The sequence below is a fragment of the Paenibacillus sp. DCT19 genome (assembly GCF_003268635.1).
Classification (GTDB): domain Bacteria; phylum Bacillota; class Bacilli; order Paenibacillales; family Paenibacillaceae; genus Paenibacillus.
Genome location: NZ_CP029639.1, coordinates 2,844,815 through 2,869,037, shown reverse-complemented (window position 1 = coordinate 2,869,037; position 24,223 = coordinate 2,844,815). Strand labels below are relative to the sequence as shown.

Sequence of the window (24,223 nt, the reverse complement as noted above, 5' to 3'; positions counted from 1 at the left end):
TTTATAAACAACTCCATTTAGTACCTTGTACTGATTTCCATTCCTGTCTTATCCTTATATAATTTAGAGAAACAATACAATCCATCCTTATGTATAAGAACGCTAACCTAATGTTCAGTGAGAGGAGATTTTATGGACAAGAAGTTACTTAGGACTCTGAAGAAATTATATCATTACTCGAATGGAGTATACGACCGTGAACGTCAAGTTACATTGTACCAGGTTGATACACTGACTGCTGCAGAACAAGAACTCTTGCAAGTTCACAATTGGAATGTGAATGACATCGTACAGATCGAACATGATGAAATTATAGACAAGCTGATTGCTCTACAACAAAATGAGAGCCTCTCCTGGCGTACAATTACCGATGCTTTTATTGCAGGAGTAGGCGGCAGTTATCCGAGGGGCATATCGACACTTGCAAGCTATCATATGATGATTCATACCATTCCCCATACTTACGAAGAAGCCGATAAGTTTCTCATGTGCAAAATCTGCGGGTTTAGCCACAACGACCAAGGCTGGGAGAACATCTCCTGGATTCGTTATGCGATCCACTTGGGGAATTATTATGGAGGCACTAGCCGCGGTGCTTATGTGGATCTGTATGAATTCATACACCTGCTGGAGACTACACCGATTACACCTACAGCAGACGATATCAACATTTTCAACCAACTGCTTGTCAGCCTAGATGAGGCCACCGATGATGAATCTCCGGGAAAATATGAGAAGCGTCTCACCTCGAATAAGTTAATCAAAGGTACGCCTGGTATCCGTCGTGGCATACTGCAATCTCTCGCTATGGTAGGGATTCTACCCAATCAGGTGCTGAGCCTCAGCCCAAACCATTGGACAAATGTCGAGGATCTTCACCTAGCGGGGTTACAATTAAACAATACCAACGGCCGTTCAGATATGGAAATGCCATGGGCTGGCTGGAGAGGGAATTACGGTGTCGATTGGAACCATGCGAAGCAGATTTTCGGATATGTTATTCAAGATCAGTCTTAAATCTCTTCATTTTCTCACTCAACACTGAAAGTAAGACACTCGAAGCCATAGCATTAACAACTAAGGAGCTTATGATGAACCAAGTTACGAAAATGACATTTGAACCCAATCATGCCAATAAAGAATCAGGGATATGGATCGGCGGTGACAAAGCATATGTACAAGAGTGGCCCCTTAATCCAGAGGGTGATCCTTTAATTCATCTCTTTTCAATCGATTGTAATCAACTTGCCAAGCATATTCATACTGCCACTTTGCCAGCAGATACGCTCATCTCGGTATTCTCCACCTATTCGGCAACAGATTATTTTCTAGATCAAGTAACATATACCGGCGATGAGCTGGAGTGGAATGAGAACATAGTGGGTGGGTGTACATTTGTCTCAGTAACTACCTCGCCATATATGTCCCATAGCCCTGGTGCGTGTATACCGTCGTGCGGAGTAGCGTTCTCGGAAGTTGAATTAGACGAGCAAGAATTCCCTGCATTTTCCTTTCTCACTTCAAGTCCACCTAATGGTATACACGGGATTACACATCTATTAGACCAATACGGTATCGTATGTCAGATCTATTCAGGAGATTTTCCCGCACCGTATCAAGATATATTAGGACTTACCGATGCGAATGGATACTTATTTTTGCGTAACGATAAAGAGGCACCCGAAGCACCACTAGCAGGAATTTTCTTTGTACAGACTGCTTAGATTTGGATTCTCCTATGCACATTTACGTTAAACTCAACCCTAATAATAAGAACAGCCCAAACGGCCTCAATTCTTACGAACTGGAGCTGTTCGGGCTTGCTTGCTGCAGGTTGAACCAATTGAATACATCATACATTGGAGCAACGTTTATACAGAGATATCCAATGTTCCTCCCAGATTGGGATGTGGAGCTGCTGATTTCAACATTTCAGCCATTTGCTGACCTTGCTGTTGTGCCATATCTTTTGACATCGACATCACTTGCAAGCCCGCAGACTGTTTAACCGATGCTTGACTCATAACTATAGACAATGCTGCAATATCCAAATTCCACACTCCTTTCGGTTTTATGCTTTTGAACGCACATCATATATATCGGACAGAGATGTCGAAATGATGAAGAAATGAACTTGTTATGTTGTTCTTTATTATGTTTTAGCTGTTCCTAGATCCGTTCTTCGTGCTATAGTTTAAAATACAATAAAATAAAGGAGAATATTATGACGATTCAACGTAAAGGGTTACTGGCCTTCATTGTGTTAAGTTTAGTATTGATCCTTCTACCCCATCACTCGTTTGCAGCCAAGAACGCGCTCGAACAATCCTACAAAGATGTACGTTACACTACATTTATTGATGGAAATCTTGCCAGCCATAAGGATCAAGCCTATTTAGCCGACGGTGGCACGGTATATATCCCGATTAAAATGTTTAAACAGATCGGTTCAATAGTCGCTTCAGGTAACGGTTTTCAAGTAAAAACAAAACTTAAAGAGCAGCATATTGATAAAAAAGATACGATTTTGTACAAAGGAACAACATACATATCATTAGAAAAATTTAGGGCTGCATCTGGATATTCTGTCAAAAATGAAGAGAACCTAATGGTAGCTTTCTTATGGGGTGACGAAAAGGGATCAGCAAAAACCGAAAAGATTATGAAAGACTTATCTAATGTACCGAAAGAACAGCGTAGCGACTTCGGAGAGAAAATATATTCCTACAAGGCGGATCAGGTGGGGTGGATCGTTGCGATGTCACGTTCTAGTATCATAACCGATGTAACCATTCAATTCGTTAATGGCAAAACGATTCAGGAATCCATATTTGGTAGTGAAGCTCCAAATTACTGTTATTATTATCAATACGAAAGATTTATTTGGTTATATCAAGGAGCCGAAAGATGGGCTGACAAAAATGCATTACCTTCATCCAACCCCTTGTATCATTTAGAAAAGATAAAGATTCGTTCTGTTGAAATCAAGAGCCATAAAGTCATTGTAAAAGCTACACGTGCAAGTGGGAAGTCAGTTTCATTCCAATTACCCTTAACAAACGATCCAAACGATTTTTTGGATGGTCAGTTTTATTACACAGACCCTAGAGAAGACTACCCCAAATGGTCATCATCTATATGGAAAGCCATTACTAAACAGCAGATACAGATTGGTATGACATTTAATCAGGTGTTGTTGTCATGGGGTGGCCCGTCACGCACGAGTGAATACACCAGCGCATTAGGTTCCATTGAAGTATGGGTATACGGAAACACATACGTCAATTTCCACAACGGAAAGGTACATTCTTGGTCAAGATATTAATGAAAAACACAATAAATAGAGAGCAGCGCTTCTGCTCTCTATCTAATTACAAAATATGTTACACTCACAACAAGGAGGGATAGATATGAATGGCAAAAAATTCACGCTCATATTCACGGTAGTCAGTATTATCATTGTAGGAGCAATGGTTGGCGCATTAGTTGCAATTGTTCGGATGATGTCCAATTAATAAATTCACCCTAAATACTTCAATTCTCCATTCTCGCTTTTCACCCTCAAAACGACTTTGGCATTAACGTATTCTGGTGGCTGAATGAATTCCTGACGGATCTCTGCCATCAGTTCCTTAATGACCACTTCGACTTCCCCTAACGTGGTGTCTCTCGATACCAGTTTTGTGTGAACAATCTCATTCTGGCGATAAGCCTCGAAATACCCCTCGTGACCTTCTAATCCAAAGGCCGTAATTTCGAATTCCATTTTCATCAGATCCGACATTCATTCATCAACCGTCCTTTCACCATATATGGGTGCACTTAGACTTCAATGGTCTTTGTTCCTCCACACCCACAAAGCTGGAGCTACCCTATAATTAACCCGTACTTCACAAAGCTATGGTATAACCCATCCTCTTGGACAGTTCCCGTGACATCGTCTGCAATCGCTTTTAGTCCAGGTTTCGCATTGCCCATTGCAATGCCTACATGACAGAATTCTAACATCTCCACGTCATTCATCCCATCACCGATAGCAATGGTCTCTTCTCGGCTTATCCCTACATGATCGATCAGATCAGCGATCGCGGCAGCCTTGTGTACACCTAGTATCGTGAGTTCTCCACTACCTTCTCCAAAGATGGGCACAGTGCATTGAATGACACCGAACTTTCCATCAAACTCCTGTTTAATCCGTTCAAACGGTACTGAAGGACTCTCCAGAAAACAAACCTTGTTGACGTCCTGCTTATACAGATCTGTTTCACCATAGGTGATCCCTGCAATAAAAGGATGAGGCTGTTGCTCTTTTTTGGCTCGTGCTAATGGATTATTATCTATGTCGCCATATATGCGTCGCTCAAGGTGACCTTGCAGGTTCCGGCTGCCATAAAGTGCGGAGTTCGATTCCAGAAAGAAATCAATGTCATGTTCGTTGAAAAAATCAACCATCTGGCGTACAGCTTCGACTGTAACCTTTTTGTGATATAACACCTGTTCGCCAAATTCCACATAACCGCCGCCTGCACCAATCAGGCCATCAAACCCCACTTCCCAGATCGCATCATAGACCTCAGCCTTGGAACGACCTGTACAAAGATAAAGCAAATGCCCATTCTCGCGTGCTTTTTGACAAGCTTGTCGTGCTGATAACGGAATGTTCCCTTCATCATCTACCAACGTACCATCAATATCAATAAACACCATTTTAGGTTTCACTGTGTTCTGATTCGTTCTCTTCATCTCGTTATCCCTCATTGTGTAAGTCTATAGTCTGTGAATACGATAATGAGTTACCTTGGCGTGCGTTCGTCGATTAACCTCTCCAAAAATGCAGCAAAAGAATCTGCATACACTTCAGGTTCTCCATTTAAATAGTCAAGCCTAATTACCTTGTATTCCCCATTGGCATCTGCTGTTCGAACATCGAAATAATATATTTCATCCTCATCCGGGACAAAAAGCTCCAGCTTCCCTTCCCGCTTCGCATCTTCATCAGCAAGACGGTACATATACAAAATATCCGTATCGGCGTATTCTCGGTGTTCGGGAGGAGATATCGTAAGAATACCTGTCCCACTTAGGAGAGCTACACCATAATTTAGCAGCCACCAGCGATAGGAAGGTGGTAATGGAAAACCAAGCTCCTGTTCAATTTCAACAATCCAGCTCTCTTGAACCTGACGATTCGGAAACCAACGTAAGACTTGGGTATGCTCCAGTTTCTCAATTAGACTCGTATACACAGATAACTCCCCCAATTCGTGATATTAGGTAATAAAGAAAGTTCGTAAACATTAAGTCAATTCGACCTTGCCTGCTGGCTTATCCATATGTACAGTCTGCCAGTCATCGTTCTGTTCCGTAATAATGGTAAACCCTTGACGTTTCCAAAAATCTACGGCGCCAGGTAAAAAGTGATGTGTATGTAAGTACAGCGTTGTGTACCTCATGTCAATCACCCTGTTTTCCAAGGCTTGCAACATCATCGAACCAATACCATATCTGCGATATGCAGGATCGACATAACATTTCACGATCTCGGCTGCGGACTCTTGTGGATATCGCCCCTGTATCGCTTCAATTCGATCATCATATGGCAGAATTCCGATAGAACCAACGATCTGACCTTCACCCACCGTAGCTACCAAGAAAATAGCATCTTTGGACTTCATATAATGTGCACTGAATTGCTCAAAATCTAGAGGTAATCTCGTGTGATCCAACATTGTAAACACTTCACGACGTACTCGCATGGCAAAATCAATGGCTTCCTGAATCTGGTGCACCTGAACAGGCGATACTGTCGGTTTAATCAGAAATTGTGTCAAAACATTCCACGTTCCTTATCTCTGTATTTGGAGCTTATTACTGGCACTTCTCAGCATACTGTTCGTGCCGATCTGCTCTTCCATCCATCTTACCGAATTCCCGTCATCCTATCAATCTATCTGCACATCTAACCAAATTGGTAGAGCACCCAAGCCATCTAATAGATTCTGCATACGATAAGTCGTATCACAATCCAAATTAGAGGGGGTATCTTCCATGTGGTTATGGATTAGCATCAGTGCAGTAACGATCATGATGATAACCTGGTTCGTTTATCGTTATGTGGATCATATGGCAGAAAGTAAGTTTCATCCTCACGCTCCCAAGCAGCTCTTAGTCAAATTTAGAGAGGGGACAACCCCCGACGAGATGCATACGCTTCACCGGAAAGGTAGATGTAACGTTGCTGAAACGTATGAAGATATGGGCTGGTTCCGTCTGGAATCTCGTAAAAACATGCTTCGTATGCTCAAACATTACAAGGATCATGAACTGATTGAGCATGCGGAACCCAACTATTACGTTAATGCCTCTTTTACGCCTAACGACCCTTTTTTTCCTTACCAGTATAACCTACCAAAAATCAATGCCCCTGCTGCCTGGGATATTAATCAGAGCAACAGCACGATCAAAATCGCCATCATTGATACAGGCGTGCAACTGAATCATCCCGAACTTGCCGCCAAGCTTCTCCCTGGTTACGACTATGTTGATTATGATAATATTCCTGAAGATGGCAACGGTCATGGTACCCATGTAGCCGGCATTGCTGCATCCATCACCAATAACGGTGTCGGGATTGCAGGCGTTGCACCACTAGCTTCCATCGTTCCACTTCGCGTACTGGATAACAACGGACAAGGAACAATGGGGAATGTCGGTAACGGGCTTGTTTTTGCAGCCAACAATGGTGTTCAAGTGATCAATCTAAGTTTGGGTGGTCCGATGGGTGAAGCATTCCTTCAAGCTGCCGTACAGTATGCTTGGGATCGAGGTGCCGTCATTATCGCTGCAGCAGGCAATGACAACACTTCATATCCAATCGTGCCTGCCTCCTATCCCAACGTTATTGCGGTTGCTTCAACAGACCCTTCTGATCTAAAATCTAATTTCTCCAATTATGGCCCTTGGGTCGATATGGCTGCACCAGGAGACACCATCTTATCCACATATCTCGGCGGCTCTTATGCTTATCTTAGTGGAACATCAATGGCGGCTCCGCATGTAGCCGGAGTAGCTGCTCTACTCGCTGCCAAGGGTAAGACAAACGCACAGATACGTGACGCACTCTGCTTCGCCTCTGATCCTGTATCGGGTTCAGGCATTTACTGGCAGTATGGACGGTTGAACGCCTACCAGAGCCTGCAAGTACCTTAATTCACTACATTTATAGGAAGTTAACGGTCATATTTAGGCCATATACACAAAGAACAATCCCGTTATAACGAGATTGCTCTTTGTTTATTTTAGATATCACCAGAAGATTACATTAGAAATATTGTGCGCCATTATTAGCAATAACCTCTTTATACCAATGGAAGCTTTTCTTTCTTACACGACGAAGTGTTCCGCTTCCGTCGTTATTTCTGTCTACATAAATGTATCCGTAACGCTTCTTCATCTCACCAGTACCTGCGCTGACCAAGTCGATGGGGCCCCAGCTTGTATAACCAAGAATCTCAACGCCATCCTGAATGGCCTCTGCCATCTCCGCGAAGTGGCTGTTCAGATATTCAATCCGGTAATCATCTTCTACGGTATCGTTGTCTAATAAGACATCCGTTGCACCGAGTCCATTTTCAACAATAAAGAGTGGCTTGCCATAACGGTCATGCAACTGATTACATGTAATGCGAAGCCCTTTTGGATCAATGGTCCATCCCCACTCTGAAGCTTGAAGATAAGGGTTCTTCACAGAACCAAAAACGTTACCTTCGGTTGAATTCTTCAGGACTTCTGGATCAGCACTCGTACAGCGACTCGCATAATAGCTGAACCCGATATAATCCACCGTGTTTTGTTGAAGAATATCTGCATCTTCCGGGTGCATCTCAATCTGAATGTTATGTTCTCTGAAGAATCGTTTCGTATAGCCTGGGTATGCTCCCTTCGACTGTACATCAATGAAGAAGAAGGATTCTCGATCTAACTCCATCGCTTTCCATACATCATCCGGGTTGGACGTGTACGGATATACCATCCCAGCCGCCAGCATACATCCAATCTGTGCACCCGGAATAATCTCGTGACAAGCTTTAACTGCTAGTGCACTTGCCACCAATTCATGGTGTGCTGCTTGATATAATAGCTGTTCTTTGTCTTGTCCTTCCTTAAGTACAATTCCAGCACCGATATACGGCAGATGCAGCAACATATTGATTTCATTAAAAGTCATCCAGTACTTCACTTTACCCTTATAACGGTTGAATAACGTCTTCGCATATTTCTCAAAGAAATCAACCATCTTACGGTTTGTCCATCCACCATACGTTTCAACCAGATGAACCGGCACATCGAAATGGCAAATCGTCACTACCGGTTCGATGTTATATTTCAACAATTCATCAAAAACATTATCGTAAAATCGTAAACCTGCTTCGTTCGGTTCGGCCTCATCTCCATTTGGGAAGATCCGTGCCCAAGCGATGGAAAGTCTAAGACACTTGAATCCCATTTCGGCAAATAAAGCAATATCTTCCTTGTAACGATGATAAAAATCAATCGCTTCATGTGAAGGATAAAACTCTCCAGCTTGAGGCACAAAAGAACTTAGATTACCCAGCGCAATGTTCATTCGATTGGCTCCCGTTGGAATCAAATCTACGGTCGTCAAGCCTTTACCATCTGCTAGGTAAGCACCTTCCAATTGATTCGCTGCTGTTGCTCCTCCCCAGAGAAAATTCTCTGGGAAGGCTGTCAACTTCTCAAACATTGCGTAGCCCTCCCATATCATTGTGAATTCTGTTTATTTGATTGGACTTAATTTAGTACAGTGATCAATTTATCTTTTTCTTGAACAGATGCTTCTTTGGTTCCTACAACATCCAGATAGCTTGAAGTGTTTGTGATGATAATAGGTGTCACAATCTCATATCCTGCATCCTTAATCGCTTGCAGATCGAATTCCATAATCAGATCACCTACATTAACGCGATCTCCATCCTTCACATGTGCTGTGAAATGTTGCCCTTTCAGTTGTACTGTATCCTGTCCGATATGGATGAGCATCTCTACACCATCATCAGTTACAAGACCAATCGCATGTTTAGTCCGATACACCGTTTGTACTGTACCTGTAATTGGAGACACCACTCTACCACTCGTTGGACGAATTGCAATCCCTTTACCCATGTGCTCTCCTGCAAACGTTACATCATTGATTTCTTTCAGTTGAACGATTTCACCAGCCATTGGGCTCATGATTTCATATCTGCTGTTTGGGTTTGGATCAAGTACTGGTGCTGGAGCAGCCACTTTTTCTGCTGGCTCTTTGAAGCCTACAACATAAGTCAGAATGAAGCCTAGCATAAATGCGATAATTGTAGCGGCAACCGTCCAGAAGAATACAGAATCCATTCCTCCCTCAGGGTTGATATAGCTTGGGAATCCGAAAATACCAAGTCCGCCGATAATGTATCCTTTTGTTCCAACAAAGCCGAGAATACCGCCACCAATTGCTGCAGCTATACAGCTCATAATGAATGGTTTTTTCAATGGGAGCGAGATACCATAAATGGCTGGTTCAGTTACCCAAAAATACCTGATATCACTGCCGGTGCGCCCAGCGTTTTATACTTCGCGTTTTTCGTTTTGAGCGTTACTGCAAGCACGGCTCCTGTTTGAGCAAATGATGCTGCGAAAGACAAGGCCAGAATCGAGTCATATCCAAGAGTTGCCAGGTTAACGAATACTAATGGAACAAGTCCCCAGTGAAGTCCGAACAAAACGAACACTTGCCATAAACCACCAATCACGATACCTGTAAGCAGTGGACTCAAGCCGTAAATCGAAGATGTGAATGCACCCAACAGTTGACCTGCCCATGTAGCAACCGGGCCAATGACCAAGAACGTAAGTGGTACGATAACTAGCAATGTGCAGAAAGGAACCAAAAAATTGCTGACTACTTTAGGCATAATCTTTTTAAAGAATCTTTCAATTTTGACTGCAAAGAATGTTGCAATGATGATCGGAATAACGGATGAAGCATAATCCATCAAGATAACCGGTATACCTAGAAACTCAATTCGAATCGGTGATTCAAATAAGGTTCCTGCAAACAATGTATACAACGGTTCTCCAGCGCGAATTCCCGCAAGCGTCGGATATACCAGCGATGCTCCAATCGCCATACCTAGGAATGGGCTTCCACCAAATTTTTTAATTGCTGTGTATCCAAGGAAGATCGGGAAGAAGTAAAATAAGCAATCTCCCACTGCATTCAGCAATGCATACGTACCTTCAGTATTATTAATCCATCCAACGCTACGAACATAGCTGTGAAACCTTTGATCATCCCAGTCGCTGCTAGCAAGCCGAGCACTGGAGTGAATACCCCTGAGATCATATCTACAAAACGGTTAAACAAATTTCCTTTAGGACCAGAGTCTGCATCATTCTCATCGACCTGACCTTCAGCAGACAAATTTCCTGCTTTTACTACGGCTTTATATACATCCGGCACTTCATTACCGATAACTACTTGATACTGTCCACCACTCTGCATTACGGTAATAACACCTGGTAGATTTTTAAGTTCTTCCGTTTTGGCTACGCTTTCATTTTTCAGTTTAAACCGCAATCTTGTTACGCAATGGAACACGCTGTTAACATTCTCAGGACCACCTACACGTGACAGAATATCCTTGGCCAATTGATCGTAGTTACTCATTGTATTTCCCCCTCTAAGTGTGTCTCATCCATGCCTTTGAAACAAAGAAAACCTGAACTACTGAACATACACAACGTACCGGATCATCCGGAAATAAGTCGTGTTATTCAGCAATTCAGGTTTTGCCCTTAACGGTTGCAACCCTGTAAGGCTGTACACATTGGTATTTAGTTATCTTAATAACTAAAGTAAGTTGCGATCAATCTTCACTGACCAAGGTTGGTCGGAATTGCCTGATTGAACAGTTACAATCCGATTGATGTATGCGCTTACTTCTTGAATTCATAATAGTACATCTGAACTACATTTGCAACAGTTTTTTTAAAAAATTTCTAATATTTATTTCCCGGTATTTGGAAATCGAGTAGGAGGGGGCGCCAAGCCCCCGACCTCTCACACCACCGTACGTACCGTTCGGTATACGGCGGTTCATGTCATATTCCGCAATTGATTATATCTGTCCGTTAGGCTTCTCAGACCAAGGGCTGACCAGTATTGGCTATTCAGCGCTCGGTGGAGAATTGGGCTACATGCGATACGCCAATATTTCTTCCTCGAGTTTCCCCACTCATAGGCTTTCTGCTTCGGGACTCCCATCGACTGCAGTTTTCTTACCTTTGTCTTGGGTTCCTTCCACTGCTTCCAGACACACATCCGAAGTCTTCTTCTTGTCCATTCATCCAACTCTCGGAACACGCTTTTCGTATCCACGAGTGCGTAATAACCACACCAACCCGTCAAATATTGATTTAATTCCTTTATTCGCATCTCGATTGGGCTCGCTTTGCTGCGTGAAGTGATCGTTCTGATCTTTGCTTTGACTCGCTCTAAAGATGGTTTTGCGATCTTTATGCGTGGGTTCTTCTTATCCCAGCTGAATGTAAACCCTAGAAACTTCCGTTTCCATGGGCGGTCTACCGCACTTTTCTCTCGATTGACCCTCAGTTTCAGTTTTCCTTCGATATATGCGGTAATGGATTTCATCACGCGGTGCCCTGCTTTCCACGTTTTAACGTAGATGTTACAGTCATCGGCATATCTCACGAAGTGAAGGTTCCTCTTTTCCAGTTCCTTATCTAATTCGTCAAGGACGATGTTGGATAATAACGGACTCAGCGGACCTCCTTGCGGCGCTCCTTCCGTTGATGCTTGAACAAGACCACCCTCCATGACTCCTGCCTGCAAATACTTTCGAATGAGTTTCAGTACTGTTTTGTCCGTAACTCGTTCCGCCAGCTTCGCCATTAGGCGGTCATGATGGATACGGTCGAAGAATTTCTCCAAGTCTATGTCTATTACAATGCGATGTCCCTCTTGCATATAATTCCGTGCTTTCCTCACTGCGTCATGTCCTCGTCTTTGTGGACGGAATCCATAGCTTCGCTCGGAAAACGTTGGGTCAAATACAGGTGTTAATACTTGCGTGATCGCCTGCTGAATGAGTCGGTCTGTCACAGTAGGTATCCCTAAAACCCGAGTTCCACCGTTCGGTTTCGGGATTTCGACCCGACGGACTGGACTGGGCTCATAGGTTCCGCTCTCTACGCTTTCGCGAATGGCTTGCCAGTTTTGTACGATGTGTCTGCGTAAGTCTTTTACCGACATGCCATCTACGCCATGACTTCCTTTGTTCGTCTCGACCCTTGCTAGAGCCGACAGCATGTTTGCTCGTGACAGCATTTTCTCAATCATCTTTCGATACACTCCCTTGCGTGAACGTTTCTTCTCTTTGTGCCGTAGAGGGCTCTGCCCTTCCTGAGTACCCTCGCGTATTCACCGCTACTTTCCTCGGATAGGTCCCTTCAAAAAAAAAAAAACTGGGATTGTCTGCTTTCAACGCTCATCCCCGAACGCCAAGTTGATCCGTTCCTATTTCATGTTCAGCCCTTCCGCAAGCTGTTGCAACAGCTTGCGTACTATGGCCTCTGCTGACTTCTGTACGTTCATCTTGTCCTCGCGAACAAGGTTACGAAGTTCACTTCGCTCTCGTACAGATCTCCCCAGGTAAGAACGCTATCTTCCTCTCCATCTACCTGCTCCATTTACTCTCGCACGCCTTCGGCAGTAAGGACTTTGACTTGTCTTGCAGTCTCATCCAACGCACGTTAGCCTTATATGAAGTTCGTATTCCTCAGGCCGGAGATTTGCCGCCAGCTTCCTTCAGATTCCACCTCACGATGGACACCCTTGCCTTGAGCTATGGCTACTACTGCCTTCGCCATTCGGGACTTGAACCCTAAAGATAGCGTCCATGCTGGGCGCACAAGAAAAAGACAACTTCGAAAAGCTCGAAGTTGTCTTTGAGTTGTATCATATGATCCAATAAATGATTGCACAATAAACTAGATTTAACCAATTACGGTGATCAATTTATCCTTCTCTTGCACGTTCTGAGCAGTCGTACCTACCACATCCAGATAGTCCGCTGTGTTTGTTACGATAATAGGCGTGACAATCTCATAACCTGCTTCAACAATGGCTTGCAGATCAAACTCAACAATTAGGTCGCCAACACTCACACGGTCTCCATCCTTCACGTGTGCTGTGAAATGCTGACCTTTGAGCTGTACCGTATCTTGACCAATATGAATTAGAATCTCTACACCTTGATCATCCACAAGTCCAATCGCATGTTTAGTACGGTAAATCGTCTGCACCACACCATTAATAGGGGATACTACTCTACCACTTGTTGGACGAACGGCAATCCCTTTACCCATATGCTCACCCGCGAATGTAGCATCGTTAATTTGTTGCAGTGGAACAACTTCACCCGTCATTGGGCTGGAAATTTCGTAACGATTGTTCGGATTAGGCTCAAGAGCAGTCTTCTCTTCTTTTACTGGCTCTGGTGTCTGTTTAGCAGCCTCTGGGTTAGCAGGATCATTGAACCCAATCACATATACCAATACAAATGCCAGTACAAAGGCAACTACAGTAGCGATCATAGCCATCCAGAATTCATAGTTAATTCCTTCTGTTGGGCTAATTAGAGCAGGGATACCGAAAATCCCTGAAGCGAATACAAACAATTTGGAACCTGCGAATCCAACGATACCACCCGCTGCAGCTGAAGCAATACAGCTCATAATAAATGGTTTTTTCAGTGGCAACGTAAGACCATAAATTGCTGGCTCGGTTACACCGAAGATCCCTGATACAAAAGCAGGTACACCCAATGATTTAAGTTTAGTATTTTTCGTTTTCAACATGACACCAAGAACCGCACCAATTTGTGCAAATGAAGCAGCAAACATCATAGCCAAAATAGGGTCTGCTTTTAATGTGGACAGATTCAGAAGCATGATCGGCACAATTCCCCAGTGAAGACCGAAGATAACCAATACTTGCCACAATCCACCAACAACAATACCTGTTACCAAAGGACTCAAGTCATAAATACCTGTTACACCTGCACCGATCAACTGACTTGCCCATGTTGCGATTGGACCGATCAAAAGGAACGTTACGGGTACAACGATGAGAATAGTGAAGAATGGCGTGAGGAATGTTCTCACCACAGACGGAATAATTTTCTTGAAGAATGCTTCTACTTTGGAACCAAAATAAGCAGCAATAATAACTGGAATAACGGATGTAGAATAGCTCATCAAAATAACTGGAATACCTAAGAACGTAATATGAATCGGTGATTCAAACAACGTGCCTGTAAACAACGTATACAGCGGATCTCCAGTGCTTAATCCGGATAGCGTCGGATACACCAGTGATGCACCGAATGCCATACCAAGGAATGGTGATCCACCGAATTTTTTCATAGCTGTGTATCCCAAGAAGATTGGGAAGAAGTAGAACAGACAGTCACCTGCTGCATTCAACAATTGGTACGTACCGGAAGCAGGATCGATCCATTCAAGTGAAGTAAACATGGACAGGAAACCTTTGATCATCCCTGTTGCAGCAAGCAAACCTAGAATTGGCGTAAATACACCTGAGATCAAATCAATAAAACGGCCAAGCAAGCTTTCTTTTTTGCCAGATGAGTCACCATCATCACTTGCGCTCACGGGTTCATCAGCACTCATATTCCCAACTTGAAGCAGTGCTTTGTAGACATCAGATACTTCGTTACCTACGACGACCTGATATTGTCCTCCACTCTGCATAACAGTGATAACACCGTCGAGGTTTTTGAGCTCGTCCGTTTGGGCATTGTTGTCATTTTTCAATTTGAATCGCAGTCTGGTCGCGCAGTGTACAACACTATTAATATTTTGTTTGCCACCAACACCAGTTAGAATGTCTTTGGCTAATTGCTCGTGTTTCATGTATTATTCTTCCTTTCTGATTAAACACGGATTAAAGGTATATTGGAGAGAATAAAAAAAACCTGAACATCTGAATGTCAAAACATTTCCCTATTAGGGGTAGTGCTCTGCATTCAATCGTTCAGGTTTTGCCCTTGTGGTTGCAACCCTGCAAGCTGATCTATGGGATTATTCAGAAGTTGCGTTCACAACTCTCTCAATATGAATTGTTAAGTACATCATTTCTTCGTCAGTCAGTTGATACGTGTAGTTGCTTTCAATGAATTTCTTAATCTTCTCGGAACACTTATGTGCTGCTGGATACTTTTTCTGAATCATCAGGAACAGTTCATCATCATTGTTGCTCTTGTAATGTTTCCCCTTCACTAAACGTTGAGCGAAAAATTTCAAATGCGTCACAAAGCGATAAAATGTCAGTGAATTCTCATCAAAATCAATCTTGAAATGATATTTGATGATTGTCAGAATTTCTTGCATGACCTGCGTCATACTCTTGATGTTCGGCATTTCTTCATTCAAAGCAGCATTTACAAAGTGAAGTGCCATAAAACCGGCTTCGTCCTCAGGCAGAATTACACCAAACTGATCACAGATCATATTAAGTGCTTCCAAACCGATTTCGTACTCTTCCTTGTACAACTGCTTCGTCTCCCAGATTAATCCGTTACGTATAGGCAGGTTCTTGCGATACCGCTCAATGGCAAAGTGAATATGATCTGTAAGATGAAGATAGATGCTCTCATTCAATTTCTTGCCAAGTTTTAATTTGGCGTAGGCGATGATTTCCTCGGACACTTTCATGTACTCCAGAGGAATGCTTGAGATTAATGCCTTAAAGTTTTCCTGAATATCTTCATTCTGTAAAGTAAATATCTTATCGATATGCTGCTCGGAAACAATATCACCCGCCCGCTTCTGGTAAGCAATCCCCGGCCAATGATAATAACTTCCTGCTCGTCATTCATTGCAACTACAGCATTATTGTTCAGCACCTTCTCGATTTTCACTTTATCACTCCAATATACAGAAAAAGACAAACCAATCCCTTTTCTCAAGGTATACGGCTTTGCCTGATTCAACAGTTACAACCCGATATGTTGTACGCGCTTCCCTCATATTATTACAAAATTCTACATAGTGCAACAAAAAGTTAATATTCCATGGTTATCTTTTGTAGGGCTTACGCTCCACTACTGTCGTCTTGGATGATTAGAACCATCTGTCTCTCTAGAAGGCATCGCACCTTAGCGATCTATAATCATAATATTGCCAGAATGAGCATGATCATGCCTGCCGTGTTACATTTAATTTTTATTGCCATATAGCTGCATCATACCGATCTAAAAGTCCGTGTACAAAAAGGTAGTTCCATAATTGAACTTTTTGAACACACTTATAAGGACGCTAACGCTTATGTGTTCTTTTTGCTATCTCGCTCAAGCTCTGCCTCAATCTCCTGGTTTAAACTTTTCATCTCATCAGGGCTTAACTGACTTACATCTTTATTCTTACGCTCCATCTCATACTGCTCAGCTTCTTGTTTATTCATCAGTCCCAGATGGTTCTTAATCGCCAAAATATCCTCTCGCATTTTCATCGTTTGACGGTAGTTCTCTGCCACCAATGCTACTGCAATACCAATTAACAGAATCGGCTCAAACGGGACTAACACAGCAAGCACTGCTGCCACAATAAGTACCAAAAGCATATACAATTTTCTCACTTCCTTTATTAATTTCCCTTCAGCGTAACCCATGAGTTCAACAAAATTTGCTTCGGAAGCAGGTCTACAGCAACTCTCTCGCCAATTCCAAAATATTGAATTTACTAAACATTAACCCATCATACATGCTCCAAGTAAAATAAAAAAGAGATTTCGTGCAATCCTCGTTAGGAAGCTTGAAATCTCTATCATTCAGCAATGTATTAGTATGATATTTAATATCTAACGGCCAATTAATACCCATCCCCAGTTCACTTTGCGAATACCAAGTGCAAGTAACCATGACAATCCTAGAGCTGCAAGATACGATAATATGATGCCCATACTAAAATGTGAGGCAAACACCGTTGTAAACTCACGTCTCCAGAATAACAATACCAGTGGATGAATGAGAAACACACCAAAGGCGACAGTTCCAAGCGAATTCAAAATTGCTCTAACCTTGAGTGGGCTTGAATGTTTTATTTTCCGAGTCCCTAATTGCTCACAGATTAGCATTAACAGTAAGCATGCCGTCAACGTAAACAGATTACGAAATACAAACAATAATGCATATGTAACAAATGGCATGTCTTCAAGTATTATTTTCACATATGAACTACCATAGATGAAAATGCCTCCCCGGCAATTAGCGCCGCAAGAACAACAAATCGAAACGAATGTAATATTCGAAGAGCTTTCTCGAAATTCAATCCCATCCAGGCTCCAAATCCAATGACGATGAAATAACTTGGTAGCATACTGCCCATACGTTCAAAATGCACTTGAAGATGAATCATATAAAACACCGCCTGTGCGGCAATGAAGTATAGTGGCATATATTTGGTGAAGACAGCATGCCTCGTTAAGGACAACAATATAGGAAAGATAACATAAAATTGCAGAATAATCAGAAAGAAGTATAGATGTGTATGCGCAGTTCCCGTTAAGAGTTGCCCGCAAATCGCTCCAAATGATCCACAGGCTGTTTACCTGCAATAACCTGCTTCACGACAAAGTAAATGAATGACCATACGAGATAAGGAACAAAAATATACAGCAAACGCTTCTTGTAAAAGGCCGGAACCCAGCCACGATCTCTCGCCTTAGAGTTGTAATTGTAGAATAGCACGAGCGAAGACAAAAATAGAAATGCCGGTACAGCAAATTGGAAAAATTGATTCCAAAAATAATAAAACTCTTGCTGGAACGTATTCTTCGCATAATGTGTAACTGCTGTAGAAGTAGCATGAATCGCAACTACTGCAATAATAGCAATGGCACGATAGAAATCCAGATAGCCAATATGCTTGGGCCGATTAACAGATTGATTCATACATAAAACCTCGCTTATGCCTGATATAAAAGAAGATAGGTTCCGGCCGCAATCCAGATTCCATGCTTCATTTTAATCAGCGAGCGAGGCTAATACAATGGTGATACATATCATTTTTCGACTATATATTCCAACATACTACACAGTTCGACATTCATTTCAAAATACATGATCTTTACGCTTCCGTTAACTGCACCGGATACTGAAATGTATAACTTCCTGATCCCAACATCACTTGAAGCTGATCAGCCTTTAAATGAATGCCATTTACATCTGAAGCCTGATCCAACGCTGCCCCATCAAGCAGGACTGTATCAGATACTACATTGGGAAGCACAACTGTTGCTGTCGTATTCACCGGAACAACTACACTGAGCTGTATCTCACCCTGTTCTTGTCGTGTCCAACTGGAAACCACTTTCCCATACATCGTCTCCACACTAGCTTCTACCCATTCTAGCCCAGGCCCTGGTTGTGGTTCGATATGGATGGCTTGGAAACCAGGACGTTCTTCGTCTGCACGTATACCTGCCACATAACGATACAACCATTCGCCAATTGAACCGTATGCATAGTGATTGAATGAGTTCATGTCAGCACTCCACATCCGGCCATCTTCCTTGATACCATCCCAGTGCTCCCAGATCGTAGTGGCACCTTGAGTGACCTGATATAGCCAGGATGGATAATCCTCATGAAATAGTAAGGTGTAAGCTAGTTCATGTTGTCCTGTCTCGCTAAGTACAGGATTCAGATAAGGCGTGCCTACAAATCCCGTAGTCAGATGATTATTCGCTTCAGCCATAAGTTTGCTCAGTTGCTCAATCGCTCGTTCTCGTCCAGACTCCTCCAATAGATCAAAGTGCAATGCCAGCACTACAGCCGTCTGAGTTGGTACCGCAATTCGACCTGAAGGTGTTACGAATTCCTCACGAAATGCCTTAACAATATGATCGTGTAATTCACCATAATGCGCTGCTTCTTCATTCTGTGCCAATGCCAAGGCTGCTTTTCTAGTTAAAGATACAGAATAGGCATAAAAGGCTGTCGCTACATAATCCGAATCGGTCGCTCCAATGTAGCTATCTGGTTTGGAGTCTAGAGCTAGCCAATCTCCAAAATGGAAACCCGTATTCCAAAGATAAGGCTTCTCACCTTGATTATAAATATAGTCCACCCAGCGTTTCATACTTTCATATTGCTCAGCTAACAGTCGTTTATCACCGTACATTTCATACAGTGTCCATGGACAGATCACCGCCGCGTCTCCCCAGGCTGCTGACGAGTGAGCTGTATCTTGCATATCATTGGAGAATATATCACTACTCGGATTAGGCACGTAAAAGGGTATTCCGCCATCCTCACGCTGGTCTGCTCCTAGATCACGAAGCCACTTCGTGAAGAATGGAGCCGTGTTCATCAAATAGGACGCTGTTCGGATAAACATCTGTGCGTCTCCCGTCCACCCAAGACGTTCGTCACGTTGTGGACAATCTGTCGGCACATCGAGGAAATTCCCCTTTTGCCCCCACAAAATGTTGTGATGCAGTTGATTCACAAGAGGACTAGAACATTTGAATTCACCCGTCTGCTCCATATGGGAATGGAGAACAACTCCTGTAAAATCTTGCAGATTAATCACTTCTGGGAAACCAATCAACTTCACATAACGGAATCCTGAAACGTAAAGTGGGGCTCATACGTCTCGGCCTCGCCTCCCTTGAGGGTATACTGAATTCGCTGCTTGGCAGCTCTCAGATTATCCGTGTAGAAATTACCGTCATGATCCAATATTTCGGCATGTAACAACTCAACTTCATGACCTGACTCACCTTGTATCGTGAATTTCATACATCCCACCATGTTCTGACCCATATCAAGCACACGATCACCCTGCGGTGTGGTAAGTATAGCTATAGGTTGAAGATGTTCCACTTGCGTAACGGGTACATTCTCTTGAGCAACGATGATATCTTTCGGATGATCCAGTATTTCTACCGGCGACCAGGAAGACGGATCAATATCTGTCCATGCAGTTTCCAGGCGGGCATCATATGTCTCCCCCATATAGATATCAGACATCAGAATTGCACTTGAAGAAGACTGCCAGTGTTCATTCGTCAGTATATATTCCTCTGAACCGTCTGCATACAGGATGTGAAGTTCAAGTAATAAGGCTGTTCTTTTCCCATAAAATTGCTGTTCATTCTTCCATCCCAGATATCCCTTATACCATCCATCACCTAAGTAGGCGCCGAGTGTATTCTCACCAAGCTCTAAAGAGTCCGTAATATCGTACGTTTGATATTGTAATCGCTTACTATAACTCGTCCATCCCGGCGTAAAATACGCTTCTCCCACACGTTTATTATTCAAATGAAGTTCATATAACCCAAGGGCTGTGACATAAATTCTTGCTTTAGTTACCGGCTTACTCAGTTGAAACGACGTGCGTAGACGCGGGCATGATTCATCCTTCTCCTCTTCTGCTGGCGATGGTGCCGAGATCCATGCTGCTCGCCAAGTATCCGAGCTATCCATTAGCCCCATCTCGAAGAACGCGCTATCTGACCAGTCTGATTCGTTCTCGAAGTTATCCCAGGCTTTAATCCGGTAAACATACCTTGTTCGCGCCGCTGGGAGCCAGCCATCTAATTCAACATGTATGGATTGGTTGGAGATTACCTTACCGGAGTCCCACACGATCTGCTCATGCGAATCCGGTAGAACTAATTGAATCTGGTAGGCGACCTGAACACAGTTTCGCTGGTCTGATTGTAGATGCCAGCTTAATCTTGGTGACCTCACATCCAGACCGATTGGATTTATTTTATATTCACAGCGAAGATGATGAACCGTCAACATAAGAGAAACATCCCTTTCCATCGTGGTTTCATATTCTGTCTTACGCTATAATTATATCGATCCTCTGAGAGATCATACCCGGTGATACAGACGAATTAACCCGGTAATTCGGCCATGAATTGAGGTGTTACCTATGAGATCAGCGATTGAGTTATTTAAAAGTGAATTCTTTTTAAACAATAGTCTTAAATTATTTGTGAATCGATGCTCGGAAAATTTTGATGCCCCGTTCCATGCACATGACTTCGTAGAGTATTGTTATGTCGCAGAAGGAAAGGGCTTTCATCATATTGGTGAAGACGTCATTTCTGTGCACAAAGGTATGCTGTTTGTTATCCCGATCGGTATACCTCATGTATTTCGGCCTTCCAGTCCCAACCTATCCGTGACTCCACTTATTATTTATAACTGCCTGTTTAATGCTGAACTGACCTCAACGCTTAGTACAATCATTCAGGAGCAAGCGATATGCGATCACCTCAAACATCTAGAACTTAATCAGATGCCTTACGTACATGTCGTAGATCATAATCAGCAGATTGAAGAAATAATGATTAGACTGTATAAAGAATCGTCCCTTCTGGACACCGGCTTTTCAACAATGCTATACACCTTGGTTAGCCAACTGGTTGTGACAACTTATCGACAATACCAACAGGATTATATGCAAACGTATTCGAGTACAGATGATTTTGAACACATCCTTATGTATCTGAGTCACCATATTCAAGAACGGATTCATCTACGTGATCTCGTGCGTATATCCAGCTGGAGCGAGAAACACCTCGGACGTTTGTTTATAAAACATACAGGGCAGACGTTTGGTTCCTATCTTCAACATCTGCGCATACAAAAAAGTTGTGAACTCCTAAAGAGTTCACAACATAATGTCAGCCTAATCGCCGAATTGGTCGGCTACCGGGATGTAGATACTTTTTACGCCGTCTTCAAGAGAATTACGGGTACTACACCCCATATGTATCGCAAAAGCTATACATCAGATTAACCTGCAGCTCAAGACGCCTAAGACCAGTTCATCATTTATAAAATTCGTTGTTGCATAATAAGCAGATGAGATACCACCAAACATTCACCATAACCAAAAGTGAACTTATTGAACACGCACTTATAGAATAGTTTAATCAGACGTTTACCGTTTCAAGCATTCTATCGATGTACTGCTTCGCCCCATGCCATGTGGACATCAATGGAAACCCATACTGCTCCCGTTCTTTTACATTCCATGGATGGGAATACAGATGACTTTCTTGCCATCTTCATACGCAGGGATCAAATTATGAGCACCATCATCGATTAATAGATCAAAGCCGAGTAGATTTTTTCTTTTGCATGTAATAAATTGATCTGCGGTAATAAAAGGCATATACTTTTGAAGCCAGTTCCACTTCTCTACCACTGTCCTTGGTTCCGCCGCCGTAACGATAATCAGATCATACGCTTGGTTCAGCTTCTCCATCTCTTCCACTACATATTCGTCATATAGCTCTAACTCTTCGAACAGACCCGGGCGACCATAGAAAACATCATGGGTACTCTCTGGATGGCGCAAGTGAGAGGTGTCCCAATGAAGCATATCCTCGTATCGCAGCGGATGTGTTGGGAAGTTAATGTTGTTATGATATATAGCGCGTTTCACGAGCTGACATATGGTGTCGTCCATGTCAACTGCAATAATTGGTTTATTCATCTAGATCCCCCCGATACGAACACAGTATATCACCATACATGTTAGGAGGCTATTGTTTTTCAGCCATAATCAAAAGGCGGCTCTTGCGCCGCAACATCGACATGCAAGAACCGCCCAGGATATTAATCTAAATCTTGACCGTTTGTAGCAATCACTTTCTTATACCATCCGAAGCTTTTTTTCTTCAAACGATTGAGCGTGCCTTTTCCATGATCGTCCTGATCCACATAGATTACGCCGTAACGCTTGGACATTTCCGAAGTTGATGCACTGATGATGTCAATAGCGCCCCAGTTGGTGTACCCCATAAGGTCTACCCCATCCATTACAGCCTCTTTCATCTGAGTAATGTGTCTTCTCAGGTAATCGATCCGATAATCATCGTTAATGGAACCGTCAGCCTCCAGCGTATCCTTGGCTCCAAGACCATTTTCAACAACGAATAACGGCAATTGGTAGCGATCGTACAGCTCTTTCAATGCAATACGTAGTCCGATGGGATCAAGCTGCCAGCCCCACTCTGTACGTTCTAGATTCGGATTCTTGATTGTGCTATAGAGATTGCCTCCAGTCACCCATAATCTTCGGGATTCACTGCCGACACCAGTGATGTGTAATAACTGAACGAGATAAAGTCAACGGTATGTGCACGAAGGATCTCCTTATCTCCTGGTTCCATCACAACGGAAATTCCGTTCTCTCCCCAATAACGATCCATATATGCGGGATAACTACCACGAACCTGAACATCTGTATGCAGCAAATTCAACTGGTTATCCACCTGTGCTTGCAGAACATCTTCTGGCTTCGATGTAGCTGGGTAATGAATCATACGAGCTAACATACAGCCGATCTGGAAATTTGAATTAATCTGACGCGCTTTCTCCGTAACCAGACTGCTGGCGACAAACTGATGATGGAGCGCTTGATATGAAGCCTGCATGGTGTTCTCCACACGATCCTCGATAATACCTCCGCCAGTGAACGGCTCGATAATGGTTGTATTAATCTCATTAAACGTTAACCAATACTTCACCTTGTCTTGATACCGCGTCATCACGGTCTCTGCATATCTCAGAAAATGTCCAATCACCTCGCGGCCTGCCCAACCGTTGTACTTCAATACAAGCCCCATCGGCATCTCATAATGCGAGAGCGTCACGAGTGGTTCGATATCATATTTGCGCAGCTCATCAAACACTTCATCGTAGAAGCGCAATCCCGCTTCATTCGGCTCAGCTTCATCACCATTAGGGAAGATACGCGGCCAGTTGATGGACAACCGGAACGTCTTGAAGCCAAGTTCAGCGAATAACGCAATATCCTCTCTAAAACGGTGGTAAAAATCGATTCCGTAACGCTTCGGATACCCTTCCGCACTGTGGTGAGCCATGGCCTTTTCAACCGTTGCACTCGTTACATGCATAAGCTCTCTTAAGTTCGTATAGTCTTTTTTCTCAAAATAAGGAACCATATCCGCCGTGGAGAAGCCTTTACCTCCCGCGTCGAATCCTCCTTCTGCCTGGTTAGCGGCTATAGCGCCGCCCCACAAAAAACCTTCGGGAAAACCTTGTCGATTGCTCATCGTTATCCTCCTCTT

20 protein-coding genes and 3 pseudogenes are annotated in these 24,223 nt (G+C 43.1%); 5 read left to right on the top strand and 18 right to left on the bottom strand.

Annotated features, from left to right (window positions below):
- Positions 1-132 precede the first annotated feature (132 nt).
- Positions 133-1,017 (top strand): hypothetical protein, encoded by an 885-nt coding sequence (locus tag DMB88_RS13055; protein ID WP_128101700.1) that lies wholly within the window; start codon positions 133-135, stop codon positions 1,015-1,017.
- 71 nt (positions 1,018-1,088) lie between these two features.
- Complete coding sequence (locus DMB88_RS13050; protein WP_128101699.1) at positions 1,089-1,724, top strand: YwqG family protein; 636 nt, start codon at positions 1,089-1,091, stop codon at positions 1,722-1,724.
- A 147-nt stretch (positions 1,725-1,871) separates the two neighbouring features.
- On the opposite strand, the gene DMB88_RS13045 is transcribed toward DMB88_RS13050, so the two are convergent.
- The gene (locus DMB88_RS13045) at positions 1,872-2,051 is read right to left on the bottom strand and encodes a YjfB family protein (protein ID WP_056689867.1); all 180 of its coding nucleotides are present in this window, start codon (positions 2,049-2,051) and stop codon (positions 1,872-1,874) included.
- A gap of 173 nt (positions 2,052-2,224) precedes the next feature.
- On the opposite strand from DMB88_RS13045, the gene DMB88_RS13040 reads away from it, so the two are divergent.
- The gene (locus tag DMB88_RS13040) at positions 2,225-3,325 is read left to right on the top strand and encodes a hypothetical protein (RefSeq protein WP_128101698.1); all 1,101 of its coding nucleotides are present in this window, start codon (positions 2,225-2,227) and stop codon (positions 3,323-3,325) included.
- 195 nt (positions 3,326-3,520) lie between these two features.
- On the opposite strand, the gene DMB88_RS13035 is transcribed toward DMB88_RS13040, so the two are convergent.
- The 4 genes from DMB88_RS13035 to DMB88_RS13020 form a co-directional block, all read right to left on the bottom strand.
- Complete coding sequence (locus tag DMB88_RS13035) at positions 3,521-3,784, bottom strand: hypothetical protein (protein WP_128101697.1); 264 nt, start codon at positions 3,782-3,784, stop codon at positions 3,521-3,523.
- 83 nt (positions 3,785-3,867) lie between these two features.
- Positions 3,868-4,743, bottom strand: coding sequence for a Cof-type HAD-IIB family hydrolase (locus DMB88_RS13030; RefSeq protein WP_128101696.1), 876 nt, complete (start codon positions 4,741-4,743; stop codon positions 3,868-3,870).
- A 50-nt stretch (positions 4,744-4,793) separates the two neighbouring features.
- The gene (locus DMB88_RS13025; RefSeq protein WP_128101695.1) at positions 4,794-5,246 is read right to left on the bottom strand and encodes an SMI1/KNR4 family protein; all 453 of its coding nucleotides are present in this window, start codon (positions 5,244-5,246) and stop codon (positions 4,794-4,796) included.
- Positions 5,247-5,297: 51 nt separating this feature from the next.
- The gene (locus tag DMB88_RS13020; RefSeq protein ID WP_254438555.1) at positions 5,298-5,831 is read right to left on the bottom strand and encodes a GNAT family N-acetyltransferase; all 534 of its coding nucleotides are present in this window, start codon (positions 5,829-5,831) and stop codon (positions 5,298-5,300) included.
- A 217-nt stretch (positions 5,832-6,048) separates the two neighbouring features.
- Between DMB88_RS13020 and DMB88_RS13015 the strand changes: the two genes are divergently transcribed.
- Positions 6,049-7,209: a S8 family peptidase gene (locus DMB88_RS13015; RefSeq protein WP_128101694.1), complete on the top strand. Its 1,161-nt coding sequence runs from the start codon at positions 6,049-6,051 to the stop codon at positions 7,207-7,209.
- Positions 7,210-7,321: 112 nt separating this feature from the next.
- Here DMB88_RS13015 and DMB88_RS13010 read toward each other — a convergent pair whose 3' ends face one another.
- The 11 genes and pseudogenes from DMB88_RS13010 to DMB88_RS31085 all read right to left on the bottom strand — a co-directional run bounded on the left by DMB88_RS13010 (position 7,322) and on the right by DMB88_RS31085 (position 20,915).
- Entirely contained in the window at positions 7,322-8,764 is a 1,443-nt protein-coding gene (locus tag DMB88_RS13010) for a 6-phospho-beta-glucosidase (protein ID WP_128101693.1), read from the bottom strand.
- A gap of 47 nt (positions 8,765-8,811) precedes the next feature.
- Positions 8,812-10,723 (bottom strand): annotated as a pseudogene (locus DMB88_RS13005) (beta-glucoside-specific PTS transporter subunit IIABC).
- A gap of 429 nt (positions 10,724-11,152) precedes the next feature.
- Positions 11,153-12,415, bottom strand: coding sequence for a group II intron reverse transcriptase/maturase (gene ltrA / locus DMB88_RS13000; RefSeq protein ID WP_128101692.1), 1,263 nt, complete (start codon positions 12,413-12,415; stop codon positions 11,153-11,155).
- Between the two features lie 656 nt (positions 12,416-13,071).
- Positions 13,072-15,012 carry a beta-glucoside-specific PTS transporter subunit IIABC gene (locus tag DMB88_RS12995; protein ID WP_128101691.1) on the bottom strand — a complete coding sequence of 647 codons (1,941 nt, stop codon included), beginning with the start codon at positions 15,010-15,012 and terminating at the stop codon, positions 13,072-13,074.
- 168 nt (positions 15,013-15,180) lie between these two features.
- Positions 15,181-16,019: pseudogene (gene licT / locus DMB88_RS12990) on the bottom strand (BglG family transcription antiterminator LicT).
- A gap of 404 nt (positions 16,020-16,423) precedes the next feature.
- Positions 16,424-16,726 carry a hypothetical protein gene (locus tag DMB88_RS12985; protein ID WP_128101690.1) on the bottom strand — a complete coding sequence of 101 codons (303 nt, stop codon included), beginning with the start codon at positions 16,724-16,726 and terminating at the stop codon, positions 16,424-16,426.
- Between the two features lie 231 nt (positions 16,727-16,957).
- Complete coding sequence (locus DMB88_RS12980) at positions 16,958-17,326, bottom strand: hypothetical protein (protein WP_128101689.1); 369 nt, start codon at positions 17,324-17,326, stop codon at positions 16,958-16,960.
- On the bottom strand, positions 17,323-17,514 hold the full coding sequence (locus DMB88_RS12975) for a hypothetical protein (protein ID WP_128101688.1): 192 nt from the start codon (positions 17,512-17,514) through the stop codon (positions 17,323-17,325). The genes DMB88_RS12980 and DMB88_RS12975 overlap by 4 nt, the downstream gene beginning before the upstream one ends.
- Positions 17,515-17,660: 146 nt before the next feature.
- A complete protein-coding gene (locus DMB88_RS12970; RefSeq protein ID WP_128101687.1) occupies positions 17,661-18,050 on the bottom strand; it encodes an acyltransferase family protein in 390 nt (129 codons plus the stop codon).
- Positions 18,051-18,225: 175 nt separating this feature from the next.
- Complete coding sequence (locus tag DMB88_RS31090; RefSeq protein WP_254438554.1) at positions 18,226-19,716, bottom strand: alpha-L-rhamnosidase-related protein; 1,491 nt, start codon at positions 19,714-19,716, stop codon at positions 18,226-18,228.
- Positions 19,713-20,915 (bottom strand): family 78 glycoside hydrolase catalytic domain, encoded by a 1,203-nt coding sequence (locus tag DMB88_RS31085; protein ID WP_254438553.1) that lies wholly within the window; start codon positions 20,913-20,915, stop codon positions 19,713-19,715. The genes DMB88_RS31090 and DMB88_RS31085 overlap by 4 nt, the downstream gene beginning before the upstream one ends.
- Positions 20,916-21,048: 133 nt before the next feature.
- Here DMB88_RS31085 and DMB88_RS12960 point away from each other — a divergent pair, with 133 nt between their 5' ends.
- Positions 21,049-21,921 carry an AraC family transcriptional regulator gene (locus DMB88_RS12960; RefSeq protein ID WP_128101686.1) on the top strand — a complete coding sequence of 291 codons (873 nt, stop codon included), beginning with the start codon at positions 21,049-21,051 and terminating at the stop codon, positions 21,919-21,921.
- A gap of 228 nt (positions 21,922-22,149) precedes the next feature.
- On the opposite strand, the gene DMB88_RS12955 is transcribed toward DMB88_RS12960, so the two are convergent.
- Both DMB88_RS12955 and ascB read right to left on the bottom strand, forming a co-directional pair.
- Entirely contained in the window at positions 22,150-22,623 is a 474-nt protein-coding gene (locus DMB88_RS12955) for a 5' nucleotidase, NT5C type (RefSeq protein WP_254438552.1), read from the bottom strand.
- Between the two features lie 122 nt (positions 22,624-22,745).
- A pseudogene (ascB, locus tag DMB88_RS12950) lies at positions 22,746-24,208 on the bottom strand (6-phospho-beta-glucosidase).
- Positions 24,209-24,223: the final 15 nt, after the last annotated feature.

What these genes read in the sequence shown, in the direction of transcription:
- DMB88_RS13035 (WP_128101697.1), bottom strand. Translation starts at nt 3,784, where the DNA reads ATGTCGGATCTGATGAAAATGGAATTCGAAATTACGGCCTTTGGATTA.
- DMB88_RS12955 (WP_254438552.1), bottom strand. Translation starts at nt 22,623, where the DNA reads ATGAATAAACCAATTATTGCAGTTGACATGGACGACACCATATGTCAG.
- DMB88_RS13015 (WP_128101694.1), top strand. Translation starts at nt 6,049, where the DNA reads ATGTGGTTATGGATTAGCATCAGTGCAGTAACGATCATGATGATAACC.
- DMB88_RS13050 (WP_128101699.1), top strand. Translation starts at nt 1,089, where the DNA reads ATGATGAACCAAGTTACGAAAATGACATTTGAACCCAATCATGCCAAT.
- DMB88_RS13010 (WP_128101693.1), bottom strand. Translation starts at nt 8,764, where the DNA reads ATGTTTGAGAAGTTGACAGCCTTCCCAGAGAATTTTCTCTGGGGAGGA.
- DMB88_RS12960 (WP_128101686.1), top strand. Translation starts at nt 21,049, where the DNA reads ATGAGATCAGCGATTGAGTTATTTAAAAGTGAATTCTTTTTAAACAAT.
- DMB88_RS12975 (WP_128101688.1), bottom strand. Translation starts at nt 17,514, where the DNA reads ATGATTCATCTTCAAGTGCATTTTGAACGTATGGGCAGTATGCTACCA.
- DMB88_RS31085 (WP_254438553.1), bottom strand. Translation starts at nt 20,915, where the DNA reads ATGTTGACGGTTCATCATCTTCGCTGTGAATATAAAATAAATCCAATC.
- DMB88_RS13040 (WP_128101698.1), top strand. Translation starts at nt 2,225, where the DNA reads ATGACGATTCAACGTAAAGGGTTACTGGCCTTCATTGTGTTAAGTTTA.
- DMB88_RS12995 (WP_128101691.1), bottom strand. Translation starts at nt 15,012, where the DNA reads ATGAAACACGAGCAATTAGCCAAAGACATTCTAACTGGTGTTGGTGGC.
- ltrA (WP_128101692.1), bottom strand. Translation starts at nt 12,415, where the DNA reads ATGATTGAGAAAATGCTGTCACGAGCAAACATGCTGTCGGCTCTAGCA.
- DMB88_RS12970 (WP_128101687.1), bottom strand. Translation starts at nt 18,050, where the DNA reads ATGAATCAATCTGTTAATCGGCCCAAGCATATTGGCTATCTGGATTTC.
- DMB88_RS13055 (WP_128101700.1), top strand. Translation starts at nt 133, where the DNA reads ATGGACAAGAAGTTACTTAGGACTCTGAAGAAATTATATCATTACTCG.
- DMB88_RS13030 (WP_128101696.1), bottom strand. Translation starts at nt 4,743, where the DNA reads ATGAAGAGAACGAATCAGAACACAGTGAAACCTAAAATGGTGTTTATT.